The organism is Commensalibacter sp. Nvir (assembly GCF_963921845.1).
Classification (GTDB): Bacteria; Pseudomonadota; Alphaproteobacteria; order Acetobacterales; family Acetobacteraceae; genus Commensalibacter.
The window spans coordinates 1-14599 of the sequence record NZ_CAWUGZ010000139.1; the positions used below are offsets into that span (position 1 = coordinate 1).

The 14599-nt window shown below is 37.5% G+C and carries 11 protein-coding genes, 1 tRNA gene and 1 pseudogene; 7 read left to right on the forward strand and 6 right to left on the reverse strand.

The window, feature by feature from the left end; all coding sequences use genetic code 11:
* Positions 1-165: 165 nt before the first annotated feature.
* A tRNA-Tyr gene (locus AABE15_RS08875) sits at positions 166-251 on the reverse strand.
* Positions 252-376: 125 nt separating this feature from the next.
* Between AABE15_RS08875 and rlmB the strand changes: the two genes are divergently transcribed.
* On the forward strand, positions 377-1123 hold the full coding sequence (gene rlmB, locus AABE15_RS08880) for a 23S rRNA (guanosine(2251)-2'-O)-methyltransferase RlmB (protein ID WP_338330939.1): 747 nt from the start codon (positions 377-379) through the stop codon (positions 1121-1123).
* Positions 1124-1220: 97 nt separating this feature from the next.
* Positions 1221-2267 (forward strand): glycosyltransferase 61 family protein, encoded by a 1047-nt coding sequence (locus AABE15_RS08885; RefSeq protein WP_338330940.1) that lies wholly within the window; start codon positions 1221-1223, stop codon positions 2265-2267.
* On the opposite strand, the gene cysE is transcribed toward AABE15_RS08885, so the two are convergent.
* Entirely contained in the window at positions 2260-3096 is an 837-nt protein-coding gene (cysE, locus tag AABE15_RS08890; protein WP_338330949.1) for a serine O-acetyltransferase, read from the reverse strand. The genes AABE15_RS08885 and cysE overlap by 8 nt on opposite strands.
* A 367-nt stretch (positions 3097-3463) precedes the next feature.
* Here cysE and AABE15_RS08895 point away from each other — a divergent pair.
* A pseudogene (locus AABE15_RS08895) lies at positions 3464-4765 on the forward strand (ammonium transporter).
* A gap of 82 nt (positions 4766-4847) precedes the next feature.
* Positions 4848-5324 (forward strand): hypothetical protein, encoded by a 477-nt coding sequence (locus AABE15_RS08900; RefSeq protein WP_338330941.1) that lies wholly within the window; start codon positions 4848-4850, stop codon positions 5322-5324.
* Positions 5325-5650: 326 nt separating this feature from the next.
* Here the strand turns inward: AABE15_RS08900 and AABE15_RS08905 are convergent, their stop codons facing one another.
* Positions 5651-6640: an aldo/keto reductase gene (locus tag AABE15_RS08905; RefSeq protein ID WP_338330942.1), complete on the reverse strand. Its 990-nt coding sequence runs from the start codon at positions 6638-6640 to the stop codon at positions 5651-5653.
* A gap of 228 nt (positions 6641-6868) precedes the next feature.
* Positions 6869-7309: a GNAT family N-acetyltransferase gene (locus AABE15_RS08910; protein ID WP_338330943.1), complete on the reverse strand. Its 441-nt coding sequence runs from the start codon at positions 7307-7309 to the stop codon at positions 6869-6871.
* A gap of 314 nt (positions 7310-7623) precedes the next feature.
* Between AABE15_RS08910 and AABE15_RS08915 the strand changes: the two genes are divergently transcribed.
* The 3 genes from AABE15_RS08915 (at position 7624) to xylB (ending at position 11051) form a co-directional block, all read left to right on the forward strand.
* Positions 7624-8871 (forward strand): tetratricopeptide repeat protein, encoded by a 1248-nt coding sequence (locus AABE15_RS08915; RefSeq protein ID WP_338330944.1) that lies wholly within the window; start codon positions 7624-7626, stop codon positions 8869-8871.
* Positions 8872-8892: 21 nt separating this feature from the next.
* Positions 8893-9492 carry a tetratricopeptide repeat protein gene (locus AABE15_RS08920; RefSeq protein WP_338330945.1) on the forward strand — a complete coding sequence of 200 codons (600 nt, stop codon included), beginning with the start codon at positions 8893-8895 and terminating at the stop codon, positions 9490-9492.
* 101 nt (positions 9493-9593) lie between these two features.
* Positions 9594-11051 carry a xylulokinase gene (xylB, locus tag AABE15_RS08925; RefSeq protein ID WP_338330946.1) on the forward strand — a complete coding sequence of 486 codons (1458 nt, stop codon included), beginning with the start codon at positions 9594-9596 and terminating at the stop codon, positions 11049-11051.
* 109 nt (positions 11052-11160) lie between these two features.
* On the opposite strand, the gene AABE15_RS08930 is transcribed toward xylB, so the two are convergent.
* A complete protein-coding gene (locus AABE15_RS08930) occupies positions 11161-12522 on the reverse strand; it encodes an AarF/ABC1/UbiB kinase family protein (protein WP_338330947.1) in 1362 nt (453 codons plus the stop codon).
* Positions 12523-12525: 3 nt separating this feature from the next.
* Positions 12526-14346 carry a M3 family oligoendopeptidase gene (locus AABE15_RS08935; protein ID WP_338330948.1) on the reverse strand — a complete coding sequence of 607 codons (1821 nt, stop codon included), beginning with the start codon at positions 14344-14346 and terminating at the stop codon, positions 12526-12528.
* Positions 14347-14599 lie beyond the last annotated feature (253 nt).

Consider the following 14599-nt stretch of genomic DNA (forward strand, 5'->3'; position numbering starts at 1 on the left):
GTCACTAAGCATGATACCCCCATTTCACTATTGATACCCCCAAAAATACCCCTTAATTCACTTTATTAAAGTTTATCAAACTTTACAGAATGATAACACGAAATGGCAGAATATGAAGGGTTTTAGTAATTTTTTTAGGGAATTTTACAGAAATAAAATGGGTCATGGTGGAGGGGGTTGGATTCGAACCAACGTAGGCGTACACCAGCGGATTTACAGTCCGCCCCCTTTAGCCACTCGGGCACCCCTCCTTAAATCTATACGGTAAATAGCAATATCTGCTTGCGATTGTCAACACAGGATTAAGTTTTCTTTGTAGATTTTTAGTAAAACTTTTATACTCTCACCATTTCGTCCACTACTTGATTGAATTTTTATGCAAAAACGATCTTCAACCGCACGTTCTTCTAAATCTGGGCTATGGCTGTATGGGATGCATACGGTGCAAGCTGCCTTAGAAAACCCAAACCGCCAAAAAAGTAGGCTCATAGCAACCGACAGTGCTTTTGAAGAATTAAGTCACCGGTTAACTAAGCCATTGCCCTTTCGCCATGAAATTATGGATCGTTTGGCGTTGGACAAAATCTGCGGTAGGGATGCCGTGCATCAGGGGGTTGCCTTAAGTGTTTCCCCACTTCCCGACGCGGACAGCGAGGCCATGCTCCAACGTCCGGGTCCTATTTTGATATTGGATCAGGTAACGGACCCTAGGAACATCGGGGCTATTCTACGGTCAGCCATGGCCTTCGGTGCAGCGGGGGTAATTATGCAAGATCGTCATTCTCCAGAAGAAAGCGGGGTATTGGCAAAAGCAGCATCCGGGGCTTTGGACCATGTATTGGTTATGCGCGCTGTGAATTTAAATCGCGAAATTGATCGGTTCAAAGAAAAAGGTTTCTGGGTGGTTGGACTGGACGCCCATGGGGAATTGTTTGATGGCAATCAATTTTCCAAAAGGCGATTGGTATTGGTTTTGGGTGCAGAAGGGAGTGGTATTAGACCTTTGATTCGTAAAAATTGCGATGAGTTTGCCCGATTGAACATGCGCGGCCCTATTGACAGTTTAAACGTTTCGGTTGCTGCTGCCGTTGCATTGTACGAAGTGGCTCGTACTTCATCTTAAGTTGAAAACAATGTACAGGGTTTTACCAAAGTATATTCAAGTTCTTTTTAAACGATTAAAAGGCTATTTTTTTGGCAATTTTTACAGATTAGCAAAAGTGGCTGTGCAGAAAATTGCCGTTGAACGATGTGAGGGATGCGACGGTAGTGTTGCTTGGATGAATGGGTCCACAATTCGTAATAAAGAGGCTTACCCCTTTTGGCAATGGCATAAACCAGCGAAATGGGTATATCGTTATGAATTGCAAAACGTGGTTCTTGATTCTTATCGAATGGTTTTTTTTAAAAATAATCAACCTATTTCGGGTTGTAATCATTTTATCAACAACGCGTTGTTAAACTCTCTTACCCTTCAGACCGATCCGCTTCTATCGTATCAAAATGAAGCGGTGGTTTTTAGTTGTCATGATCATTGGGAAAATAATTATTACCATTGGATGGTTCATGCGATCCCCGCCTATTATGCAGCAATGCATTTAGGAATAGCAGGCAAATATCTAATCCCTGAACCGTTACTTTCTTGGCAACGTCGTAGTCTAGAATTGCTCGGTTTTGATTTTACCCAAGGTCTGCCTGTTGAAAAAAAACAATATTACGTATTGCCCTGTGTACATTACATTGAATTGGCGACGGGGGAAGCTGATTTTGTTATTTCTCAATTATCTGTGCACGCGTATGCTTTGATTATAAACAACAGTGAACGATTACAACATACCTATCAGAGTTATGAAAAAATTTACATTAGTCGTTTACATAAAAGCAATCGAGCCTTAAAGAATGAACACGAACTTGTTTCGTTATTAAAGCAGCGGGGTTATTTTATCCTAGATCCTGAAGAATTTACATTAGATGAGCAAATTCATTTTTTTCAAAACGCCAAAATAGTGGTGGCTTTGTTGGGGGCAGGGCTAGCCAATATAGGATTTTGTAAACCTGATACTATTATCTACGAAATTATTCCCAGCCACCATGAAAACCCTTGTTTTTTAGTGATGGCTAAACAAGGGAAACTAAGATATTGGGCAGACCGATTTGAGACAGGGGTTGACCCTAAATATTTCGATCATCTTAGTGTTTGGTCCAAACCACTTGATGCGTCTCGGGTTTTAAATAGACTTGATGAATTGGAACCGTTGATCAAATAATATAGTCAATAGGTGGAAACGATAAATCCATGGTTAATCCAGGCAAATCTTTATGGCGTGTTCCAACTATTCGAGCAGGATTTCCCACCACTGTGGTATACGGGGAAACATTGTTTAACACGATTGAACCTGCGCCAACTTTTGCCCCTTCGCCAATTTCAATGTTTCCAAGGATTTTTGCTCCAGCCCCGAGTAATACGCCTTTTCGAACTTTAGGGTGTCTATCTTTTTCGGCTTTTCCTGTTCCCCCAAGGGTAACCCCTTGCAAAATGGACACGTCTTCCTCAACAACCGCTGTTTCTCCAATAACAACTGCGGTAGCGTGGTCGATCATAACCCGTTGCCCGATGCACGCTGCAGGATGGATGTCAACTCCAAACACCTCAGAAATTCGGCTTTGCAAGTGAAGAGCTAAATAGTTCCTGCCTTGTTTCCATAAAAAATGAGCAATACGGTAAGCTTGTATAGAATGAAATCCTTTAAAAAACAGAAAGGGTGTTACTAGGTTTGGACACGCAGCATCTCTGGTCATCACGGCGATCAGGTCTGCAGCCGCGATGGCGATAAGGGTGGGATCGACATGGTAGGTTTGTAAAACTAGCTCAGTTAACGATAAGGCTGAAATAGAATCATCCCCTAATTTGCGTCCGAGTAGATCGGCAAGGGCGCTGGCAAAATCATGATGATTGTGTACGCACGTGTGAAAAAAACTAATGAGCAAAGGATCGCAGCAGATTTGACTTTCACTAACAATTTCGTTCCACAAGGATTTTATATCTATTTCATGGCTATCTGGTCCACTCCTCAATAAATTCACTGTATTGCCCATGGTGTTTTTCTCGCTAATAATGGTATTTAATAAGGTAGAGAAGTCATTTTTCATATCGACACCAAGCCAGTTTTGTATAATCATTTTATCCATTTTGAATACAAAAGTGAATTTTTAACGCAGTTATTAGTTTTTTATTTACTTAAGATATTGCTACTAAAGTAAAACGTATGCTTAAAATGCATAGGGTATAGAGCGTTATTTTTTTTAAATCAAGATATTATACCGTTATTTATTAAGCGCTGGCTTTGTAGAAAAACGTTTTTAAACAAATGATATGTTAAGGGAGTTTATTTTGAAACTTTTTGTCGTTGTTCCCTTATATTTAAGTTCTATTTTCTGCATAGCCTTATTAATTTTAATACCGATGCACGCCTACGGAAGCACTATTTCTACTCCATCTTTGGATACAGGCGATACGGCTTGGATGCTTATGAGCACGGCCTTGGTTTTACTGATGACTCTACCGGGTATTGCCTTATTTTATGCCGGTATGGTTCGAAAAAAAAATGTGCTTGCTACTATGATGCAGTCGTTTGCTATTTGTTGCATGATTACGTTACTGTGGGTGGTCATTGGCTATAGTCTTGTCTTTACAGCGGGATCGCCTTTTATAGGTTCCTTTTCAAAAGTAATGTTAAACGGTATTCTTGATCATTATCGTTTTGGGGTTGATAGAGGATTCATTATAGGTGCGAATACTACTTTGCCTCTAGCCATGACTATTCCCGAAAGTGTATATGTCATTTTTCAAATGACTTTTATTATTATTTCTGTTGCTATTTTATTTGGTTCTGTTGCAGAGCGCATTAAATTCAGTGCGTTATGCCTGTTCTGCATATTATGGGGGCTATTTTCTTACATACCTATTGCACATTGGGTTTGGTCACCGACAGGTTGGTTGGCTGGGCTAGGGGCGATTGATTTTGCAGGGGGAACAGTTGTGCATATTAATGCCGGCGTAGCTGGTTTAATGTCTGCATTAATGGTGGGTAAACGAGTGGGTTACGGCAAAAGTGATTTGGCCCCTCATAATGTAGGGTATGCTGTTATGGGTGTGTCCTTGTTATGGGTAGGGTGGTTTGGTTTTAATGCAGGTTCTGCTTTGGGGGCTAATGGTAGGGCGGGTATGGCCATGCTGGTTACTCAAATTGCAGCTGCTTCTGGTGGGATCGGCTGGATGCTTATTTAATGGATTTTAAGAAAAAAACCAACGGTTTTAGGTACCATTTCGGGTGCAGTCGCTGGTCTGGTGGTTATTACGCCTGCAGCAGGATTTGTCCTTCCTGCGTCCGCATTGTTTATGGGGTTCGTTGGTGGGATTGCTTGTTTTTGGAGTTGCTCTTATTTAAAACGTGAATTAAAATACGATGATACACTGGATGCGTTTGGTGTGCATGGAGTAAGTGGCATTATCGGAGCAATCTTGACGGGTTTTTTTGCTTGTGGTCAACTGTCTGCGACAAAATCAAACCCTGCTGGTGTTTCTGCTTCTCTAAGTCTGGTTATTGCTCAACTTGAAGCGGTGACAGTAACTATTATTTGGAGTGGAATTATTTCGTTAGTACTATTAAAGTCAATTGATACATGGATTGGTTTGCGCGTCAATCCCGATGCCGAACGTCAAGGGTTAGACATGGTCTTGCATAATGAGCAAATTAATTCATGATTTTTCGAATGTACCCTTTTTTGATGGTTAAAATCCAGCATTAGAGCAAGTCATTGATTAACAATTTTAAAGGAAATTTAAAATGAAATCAGTATGGTCTAGCCTAGTTAAAACAAGCACTTCTTTAGCTATAGTTTCTTTCATTAGTATAAGTGTAATGGGGACATCTGCTCATGCGCTTACGAATAAAGAATGCCGAGAACAATTTAATGCTGCCAAAAAAGCAGGAAGTTTATCAGAAAAAACTTTTAAAGACTTTAAAGCAACGCACTGCCAAGATCAAGCTGCCGCTGCGGGAACTCAAGGACAAGCAAAAGATCCGGCAAATAAACCCGAGGCTAAAAAAGCTGAAAGTGCTGTCAGTAACTCCGAGGCTGTTTTCCCTGACAAAATTGATGCCAAATACGCTTCTGAAAAAGAAGGAGTTGCTAGACGCAAAACCTGTCTTGATCAATACAAATTAAATAAAGAGTCAGGTAAAAACGGTAATCTTAAATGGATCCAAAAAGGCGGTGGCTATTACAGCGAATGTGTAAAACATCTTAAAGCTCAAAAATAATTTTATGTAATATTTAATTTTATGAAAAGGCTTATCGTTTTATAACGATAAGCCTTTTTTAATGTTTTGACGGGCTTTGGAGCTTTTTATTTTAATTGTCAAAAACTAAATAAATTAAAAACCAATTTTAATATTATTTTTGACTAAATTTGGTTAAAATTGTCAAATTAAACGCATTTTACCATCAATTTGATGATGTCTTAATGTTGTGCAGCGCGAATTATTTGATAGCTACCAAAAGAAATGGATTAACTTTTATCGTAGTACGCCTAATTAAGGAGCTGAATTCAATTTTATATTAATTGAAATCTTTAACCTTTTTAGGTCTATTTATTTTTACTAAGAACGTTAACTCTACGTTCGCCTGCTACAGAACCGATTTTAAATATTTCATTTATTTTCTCAATAATAGGCTGGGAGAGTTGTAGTGAACTTGCTTGGATATTTTCTTTTAATCGATGGAGTTTTGTAGTTCCTGGTATAGGAACAATCCAAGGTTTTCGGTGAAGCAACCAAGCAAGTGCGATTTGGGCCGGGGTGGCTTTGATTTCATTTGCAACGGTTTTCAAAAATTCAACCAAAGTAAGATTGTGTTTAAAGGCTTCTGCATTAAACCTAGGATTATTATAACGAAAATCATCCTTAGAAAATTGTACATTTTCATCAAACGATCCAGTAAGAAATCCTCTGCCTAAGGGGCTGTATGCCACCACTCCAATGCCCAATTCCTCGCACGTATCTAAAATATCGTTTGTTTCAATATCTCGTGTGAATAAAGAGTATTCGTTTTGAATGGCCGTTACTGGTTGAACGTTGTGCGCTTTTCGTATGGTTTGGGCATTGGCTTCAGAAAGTCCAAAATATTTTACTTTTCCTTCTTCGATGAGGTCTTTAACCGCACCAGCTACATCTTCGATGGGAACATCAGGATCCACTCGATGTTGATAAAAAATGTCAATGACGTCAGTTTTCAAACTTTTTAGCGAGTTTTCAGCTACTTTTTTAATATGATCCGGTTGGCTATTAAAGCCATTCATTTTACCGTCGACGATGTCGAATCCGAATTTTGTAGCTAGGATCACTTGGTCTCTTATGCCAACGAGGGCTTCACCGACAATTTTTTCATTGGTATAAGGTCCATAAATCTCGGCAGTGTCAAAGAAATTAATTCCAAGATTAAAGGCTTGGTGTATGAGGTCTATGCTTTCTTTATCGCTAAGAGGTTGGGTTTGAATATAGCCGTAATTTAATCCCATGCACCCATAGCCTAATGCTGAAACTTTAGGTCCATGGTTTCCTAATAAACGCTTTTTCATAATATTGCTTCCAGTTGTATGTAAATTACATAAAAAATTGTATTTTATAAAAACTCTTTTACAAACATAGCACGTTCTGGTGGGTTAAATTAGGATAAAATTGTTACACGAATTAATAGTTCATATGGATTACTCTATCGTGAGTAACCCATATGAAAAATAGGCGAACGTTTTGTCGAAATTTCCAAAAATGAAAATTGAAAAAAATAATTTTATTACAGTAGTTTTTTACTTTGAACTATGAGTTGATGGGGTCAGGGAAAGTTCCATAAATTGGTATGTAATATTTGCCTTCATATAGCACTCTCCGCAAATCTGAAAGCCAAATTTACGATAGAATCCAATGGCAGTGCTACGTGCGTTAATTAAAATCTTGCTGGATGCTTCTTCTTTTAATAAATTAAGAGCAAAATGAAAAATTGTACTGCCTATTCCTTGCTTTTGATAATCCGTGTCGGTTGCAAATTTACGGATTTGATAAGCGTTTAATGGACGTTTGAAAATGCTTAGACAGCTTAATACTTTATCTTGTGAAATATAACCGTAATGTCGACCTTGATCGTCTTCTGAGAGCTTGCATTCTTCAAGCGTAGAAAAGGGGGCCAATATTTTTTTTCTTAATTTTAAACATTCAACGATTGGTATCTGTTCAATAGTATAAGTATTCATTTTTCTTCAAACTCAGGATAAGGTGATGTGTTAAACTTTTGTTTTTTGTGATTGTTGAGTTACGTTACAAGTATGTAAGAACTTAATCTTTAAGGTAAGGTTAATTTAAGAATTTTTTAGTTTTTATACGAATTTATTTTTTTAATAGAATTTTTATATGTCTATAGATAAGTGGTGAATAAATAGTAGTGTAAATAGTTTTGAACAAAGTAGTAAATTAAATACAATTAGTTTAATACTGTAATAATTTTGTTTTTTATTGGTAAATATTAAAAAATCAATCGTGTTGTTATAACGCATTTAGTTAGTATTTTATGTCTAGGTTTAAAATTGCTTTAATCGGAAAACTTTTGGGTTTAGTGTGTGTAGTTTTTATTGTGCTGTGTATAATTTTTTACAAAACTATTCGAGCAGGTTTTGTTGAAGCTCAATTTGAAAGGGCGAACATATATATGCAAGGGAACGGTACCTTGCAAGATATGAAAAAGGCCAGAGAGTATCTTGAACAGTCTGCTCTCGCTGGGAGCAAGGAAGCGCAATATATGTTGGGTTTTAAGTATGAAAATGGAAAAGAAGAACCACAAAATTATCATCAAGCTTTAGAGTTTTATACAAGAGCTGCCAAAAAAGGCTATGCCAAAGCGCAATTTGCTTTGGGGACCATGTATCTCAAAGGCAAAGGGGTTAAATACGATCCTAAAATTGCAGTCACGTGGTATAGTAAAGCTGCCGACAGCGGAAATGCAGAAAGTCAATATGCTCTGGGTTTTCTTTATTATAACGGTTTAGGAGTGCCAAAAAATACTTTAAAGGGCTTGCAGCTCATTGAAAAATCTGCAGATCAAGGTAATTTACAAGCTTTAGTTTATCTTGGTACTTTATATTACCAAAATAAAGCTGAACCAACAGAAGCTTTAAAAGCGTTAAAGTATTTTGAGAAGGCTGCCTACAAAGGGGATAACCAAGCTCAATATTATTTAGGCGTTATGTATGAGCAGGGTCAGGGAATAAAGAAAAATTATTCCAAAGCGATGTATTGGTACGATCGTTCTGCAAAAAAAAATCCTCTGTCTCAGTTTAACTTAGCAAAAATGTACGCCTACGGTAAAGGTGTAGATATCAATTATAATTTGGCCTTTGAACTTTTAAAAAAGTCTGCGCAAAAGAATTATATTGAAGCACAATTTGTATTGGCAAGTCTCTATGATGAGGGGACTAAAGTTCCTAAAGACCTGGCGAAGGCAGTTTATTGGTATCAGAAAGCTATAGATCAAAACGATAATAGGGCTATGTATGCTTTAGCTTTAATTTATATGGGGGATGAGGGTGATAATAAAAATATTAAAAGAGCTTTTGATTTATTCGAAAAATCTGCACGTTTAGGGAATGTGGAAGCCCAATTAAAACTTGCTCAATGCTATGCAAAAGGAGAAGACATTTCTCGTGACGTTAGCAAATCATTTTATTGGTATAAAAAAGCTGCGACACAACATAATATCATGGCTTATAAAGCTTTGGCGGATATTTACCTTCATGGTGTAGGTGTAGTTCAATGTGGTTAAAAAGCTCGTGAATATTATGAATTGGCAGCCAAAGCAGGGGATGAGCAAGCACAGTTTGATCTGGCTGAATTATATAAAAATGGTATCTTCATCCCGCAAGATTACGCAGAAGCAATCAAATGGTTTGAACAAGCGTCAAAAAATAAAAATTTCAAAGCAATTTGGAACTCAGGTCAAATTTATGAATTTGGTTTAGGTAAAGCCGTAAATTACAAAAAGGCATTTGAACTGTATCAAACAGGCTTATCAAGTGGAAATCCTGACATACAATATGCCCTTGCAAATTTATATTCAAAGGGATTGGGCGTGGAAAAAAATCTTTCTATGGCTAGATATCTTTTTGAACAGTCGGCCAAACAAGGAAATATTAGTGCCCAATATCGATTAGGAAAAATCTATTTAGGGGGAGTGGGAGTACCTCCAAATACTACACTCGGCATAAATTATTTAAAGCAAGCTATTCAACAAGGAAACGTGCAATCTATGGTTGCTCTTGGGAAGTTTTATCGTAATAACAAAGATAATAATCGAAATTTAAAAGAAGCAAAAAAATTATTTGTAAAGGGCTGTTTATTAGGGTCGGATGTTGCTTGTAAATTTTTAAATACGAATAAGAAATAACTCTTGAATTTGTGAATAATATGGGGCTGGTTTATGTCTAATCATGTCGGTAAGATTAGGTGATTTATTTTAGACAGCGGTCATAGATTGAAGGGATTAATATGTATATTGGTATTGATATAGGCACATCTGGTGTCAAAGGTATTTTACTAAATGAAAACCATGATATACTGGCTAGTCATACCGCCAGTTTAACGGTATCGCGTCCGAAACCTCTTTGGTCGGAGCAAGATCCCGCTCAGTGGTGGATAGCTGTTGAAGAGGTTATGGCTAAACTAAAACAATCTTATCCATTATTCGAAGTCAGAGCCATAGGTCTTACGGGGCAAATGCACGGCGCAGTACTGTTGGATAAAAATCATCAAATCCTAAGACCTGCTATTTTATGGAATGATGGACGCAGTTATCAGGAATGTATAGATCTAGAACGTTTGGTGCCAACTTCGCGTGAAATTACGGGTAACTTAATGATGCCTGGCTTTACAGCGCCTAAAATTTGTTGGGTTAGAAAATATGAGCCTGAGCTTTTTGCCAAAATAGCCAAAGTAGTTTTGCCAAAAGATTATGTACGCTGGTTGATAAATGGTCAATTTGCTTCTGATATGTCGGATGCTTCGGGCACAATGTGGTTAGACGTTAAAAAAAGAGCGTGGAGCGACGAGTTGTTAAAGGCGTGTGGATTGACTATAGGTCATATGCCAGAGTTATACGAAGGCAATCAAAACACTGGAAAAATAAAACCAGAATTGGCGCGGAAATGGGGATTATCTTCTTCGGTTATGGTTACCGCTGGTGGTGGTGATAACGCTGCCGGGGCGATAGGTGTGGGGATTTATCGTAAAGGGCAAGCCATGTTGTCCTTAGGCACGTCAGGCGTTTATTTTGTTGTTAGTGATGGTTTCTTAAGCAATTCCCAAAAAGCTGTGCATAGTTTTTGCCATGCGTTACCCAATACTTGGCATTTAATGTCCGTTATGTTGAGTGCTGCGTCTTGTTTAGATTGGGCTATAAAAGCAATAGGCTTATCTTCGGTGCCTGAATTGCTCCAATACGCACAATTGGCAGATCCTGAATCTTCTTTACTTTTTCTTCCTTATTTATCTGGTGAACGCACCCCTCATAATAACGCCAAAGCAACTGGTGCTTTTTTAGGGTTAACGCATAAATGTGAACAAAAGGATTTTGCAAGAGCCGTTGTTGAAGGTGTTAGTTTTGGTTTGGCTGAAAATATGGAAGTTTTGCATGAGACAGGATTAACACCTACTCAAATAAGTTTGATCGGAGGCGGAGCCAAAAGTGAATTTTGGCGGCAATTGCTTGCTGATATTACGGGACTTATCTTGGACTATCGAATAGGAGGGGATGTAGGACCTGCGTTAGGGGCGGCCAGGCTGGCTAGGTTAAGTTGTTCAAGCATGACGGATTATAGCCAAATGCTTACGCAACCAAAAATAGAAGCAACATATTATCCAAATAACTCATTTAAGGATTATTATCAGGAAAAATATATGCGGTTCAAAAATTATTACAAGTTATTAAAACCTTCTTATACAATCTAGGATACATCGTAATAAATTTTTTTAACTTGCTAAAACCAAAAAATAAGGGGGAGTGGTTTTTATAGAACCAATACAAGTTAAATTTAATAATGTTTAAGTACTATGGCTTCTATTCAAGAGGATTAGGAACCCTTGCCTGTTTCATAGCACTTTTTTGATCTGCATTAAGTTTTTCTTGATCAAAATCCTTGATCAATTCTTGGAACAAACGATGCCAGTTCAATTTAGCATTTAAACGGGTAAATAAGCTTCCTAAACCAATAGCAGAACGATCGACCAAGACAAATTCTCTCGGAGGGGTTACCCCACCGGTTTGTTGCAAACCTTTATGAATTTTGGCAGCTAATTTTCGACCAATGTATGGATCGCTGTCGTCTTGGATTGACCGTTCTTTATCTTGTGTCAAAGGAGCGTATAGAAAACGAGCCCATTCATTTAAAATATCCATAGTTTCCTTAGATATATTTTTAAATCCCCATGATTTGTAGGCATGATATGCCAGCTCGTCATCATGGGTTTCCACAGCTTTACAAAGATCAATAACGCCTTTTACAAATTTTCCTTTAAATATTCTGATGGAACCAAAATCGAGAAGACACAATTGATTTTGGCTATTAATTAAAAAATTTCCCATGTGTGGGTCGCCATGTATAACACCGTAATGATAAAAAGGGGTATACCAAGAACAAAACAGTGCACGTGCAATACCATTGCTCTGGATTTGATTTAAACCTAAATCAATAGCTGTTTTTAATCCTCTTCCTTCAATCCAACTCATTGTTAATAGGCGTTCGGTAGAAAGTTCTTCTATCAGCTGAGGGATCACAATTGAGTTTTTGTTTCGGAGCATAAGGGAAAATAATCTCAAATTGGCTGCTTCTCTTTTATAATCCAGCTCTTCTTGAAGTCGAATTACCAGTTCTTTGTAAACTTCATCTTGTTTAATGGCATTATCTAACCGATGATACAAAGAAATAAGCAATTTTAACTGTTTAAGATCCGCGTCAACTGTACCTGCCATATCTGGATATTGTAATTTGCAAGCAACTTCTTTACCGTCAAACAATAAAGCTCTATGAACTTGACCTAAACTTGCGGCGGCAGCCGCTTCATGGGAAAATTTCAAAAAACGACTTTCCCAATCTTTTCCTAATTCTGATTGCATACGTCTTCGTACAAAAGACCATCCCATAGGGGGTGCATTGGATTGAAGTTCAGCCAATTCTTGAGCATATTCTTCGGGAAGAATATTGGGGATGGTGCTGATAAGCTGGGCAACTTTCATCATAGGTCCTTTAAGCCCACCCAAGATATTCTTTAGTTCTTCAGCATGTGCGGATTTATTAATGGATATTCCAACCTTTTCCCCGGCGAGTCGAGCAGCAATCCCACCTACGGCTGTTGTTGATCGTATCATTCGCCGCATGCCACCAAATAAACTTGTTTTATCTAATTTGTCATCGGTTTTCATGAATTAACCCTCTTCTAATTCGTCAATAAATTGAGAAATTAAATCCAATCCTTTTTTCCAAAAGGTTGGAGAGGAAGCATCAAGACCGAATGGAGCAAGTAATTCTTTTTGTCCTTTACTGCCCCCTGCTTTGAGCAGATTTATATATTTTTCTTGGAAATTGGCATGACCTTCTTGGTAAGATTTGTATAAAGCATTGACCAAGCAATCCCCAAATGCATAAGCGTAAACATAAAAGGGAGTATGAATGAAATGGGGAATATAGGTCCAATAATTGGCGTAATCAGAGGTAAATTCAAAAGCTGGTCCCAAACTTTCTTTTTGAGTATCAAGCCAAAACTGACCTATTTGTTCAGGAAGCAGTTCTTGATCTTGTCGTGCTTCATGGACTTTCCGTTCAAATTGGTAAAAGGCAATTTGTCTTACGACAGTGTTTAACATGTCCTCTACTTTACGACTAAGTAAAACACGTTTTTGATTTATATTAGACTGTGCCTGTAAAAGACTTTGAAAGGTTAGCATTTCCCCAAATACACTGGCAGTCTCGGCCAAGGTTAATGGGGTGTTGGATAAAAGATAGCCTTGATTTGAAGCAAGGATTTGATGAACACCGTGACCTAACTCATGGGCTAGTGTCATTACATCGCGATTACGACCATGATAGTTTAATAAAATATAAGGATGTATTGAAGGCACGGTTGGATGGGCAAACGCACCCGAAGCCTTGCCTGGATTCGGTTTCGCATCAATCCAGGGATTTTTCAGAAAAGTACTAATGATATCGCCCAATTGAGGGCTGAAATCATTATAAGCTTTAAATACGATTTCTTTAGCTTTGTCCCAAGAAATAAGTTGATCTTGATCGTCAAGTAATGGGGCGTTTCTATCCCAATGTTGAAGTTTTTTTAATCCTAACCATTTGGATTTTAGCCGATAATAGCGATGGGATAATCGTTGGTAATCTTGGGTAACTGCGTTAACCAACGCATCTATGACGTGATCTTCAATCCTATTGTCAAGATTACGTTCGGAATCAACTCTTGGATAATGGCGCCATTGATCCGTTAATTGTTTATCTTTTGCTAATGTGTTTGTTATCAAACTAAACAAGCGTACATTTTTAGAAAACTCTTTTGATAGTCCTTCGGCTGCGTTTTTTCTGCTAGTACGATCTGCAGACGACAATTGATTAAGGGCTTCTCCCAAAGTAAGAAATTTGCCTTGAATGTTGATTTGCATAAAAGCAAGGGTTTCGTCATATAATCTCGACCAAGCAGCTGCCCCGGTTACCGATTTTTCGTGTAAGATTTTTTCAATGTCATCATTGAGTTGATGCTTTCGAAATAAACGAACGGTATCTAAAAAAGGCTTCCATTGTTGAAGTGAATTGTCTTGGAATTTGTTGTTTAAGTTTTCGTCCGACAGATGGTTAATTTCTAAAGTAAAAAATAAGGTTTTGCTGGATAAAGTAGTAATTTTTTCATTAATGTATTGATAAAATTGCGCAACCTTAGCATCGGTTGAATCTGTGGCAAAGATAAGTTGCGCATATGAACCAATTTTACTTAAACCCTCGCTAATTTTTTGATAAGACTCAATGGCCTGTGACAATGATTTTCCAGTAAACTCTTGGAGTTTTCCTTCGCAAGACAGTATAAAATCTTCGATTGATTTGCTCACCTCTATAAGATCTGTTTTAAGTTGTGCGCTTTCAGGGGAGTCGTAAAGATCAGATAAATTCCAACGGGGCAATGAAAGATTAACAGTTTCATTAGAATGTTCATTCTCTTTAGTTGGTGAAAAAAAACAGTTTGAAGAGAGCATATAGGGATCCTATCCATAAGATTCTATTAGGAAAAAATAAGTATATTCGATATAAATTTAAATGAAAAGAAAACCTCTTAATTAGCTTTTTGATCGGCTTACGTTGATATTAATGCTAACGAAATAAAAATTGGGCTTGGTTACAGATTAATTAAATTGTATTATGGATTATAAAATTATTATTGGCTCATTTATTTTGGTTTAACTAATTTATTTCTTTTTATTTTTTGTGTTAAAATATTAAGTATTATAA

What these genes read in the sequence shown, in the direction of transcription:
- xylB (WP_338330946.1), top strand. Translation starts at nt 9,594, where the DNA reads ATGTATATTGGTATTGATATAGGCACATCTGGTGTCAAAGGTATTTTA.
- AABE15_RS08935 (WP_338330948.1), bottom strand. Translation starts at nt 14,346, where the DNA reads ATGCTCTCTTCAAACTGTTTTTTTTCACCAACTAAAGAGAATGAACAT.
- cysE (WP_338330949.1), bottom strand. Translation starts at nt 3,096, where the DNA reads ATGGGCAATACAGTGAATTTATTGAGGAGTGGACCAGATAGCCATGAA.
- AABE15_RS08900 (WP_338330941.1), top strand. Translation starts at nt 4,848, where the DNA reads ATGAAATCAGTATGGTCTAGCCTAGTTAAAACAAGCACTTCTTTAGCT.
- AABE15_RS08905 (WP_338330942.1), bottom strand. Translation starts at nt 6,640, where the DNA reads ATGAAAAAGCGTTTATTAGGAAACCATGGACCTAAAGTTTCAGCATTA.
- AABE15_RS08915 (WP_338330944.1), top strand. Translation starts at nt 7,624, where the DNA reads ATGTCTAGGTTTAAAATTGCTTTAATCGGAAAACTTTTGGGTTTAGTG.
- AABE15_RS08930 (WP_338330947.1), bottom strand. Translation starts at nt 12,522, where the DNA reads ATGAAAACCGATGACAAATTAGATAAAACAAGTTTATTTGGTGGCATG.
- rlmB (WP_338330939.1), top strand. Translation starts at nt 377, where the DNA reads ATGCAAAAACGATCTTCAACCGCACGTTCTTCTAAATCTGGGCTATGG.
- AABE15_RS08910 (WP_338330943.1), bottom strand. Translation starts at nt 7,309, where the DNA reads ATGAATACTTATACTATTGAACAGATACCAATCGTTGAATGTTTAAAA.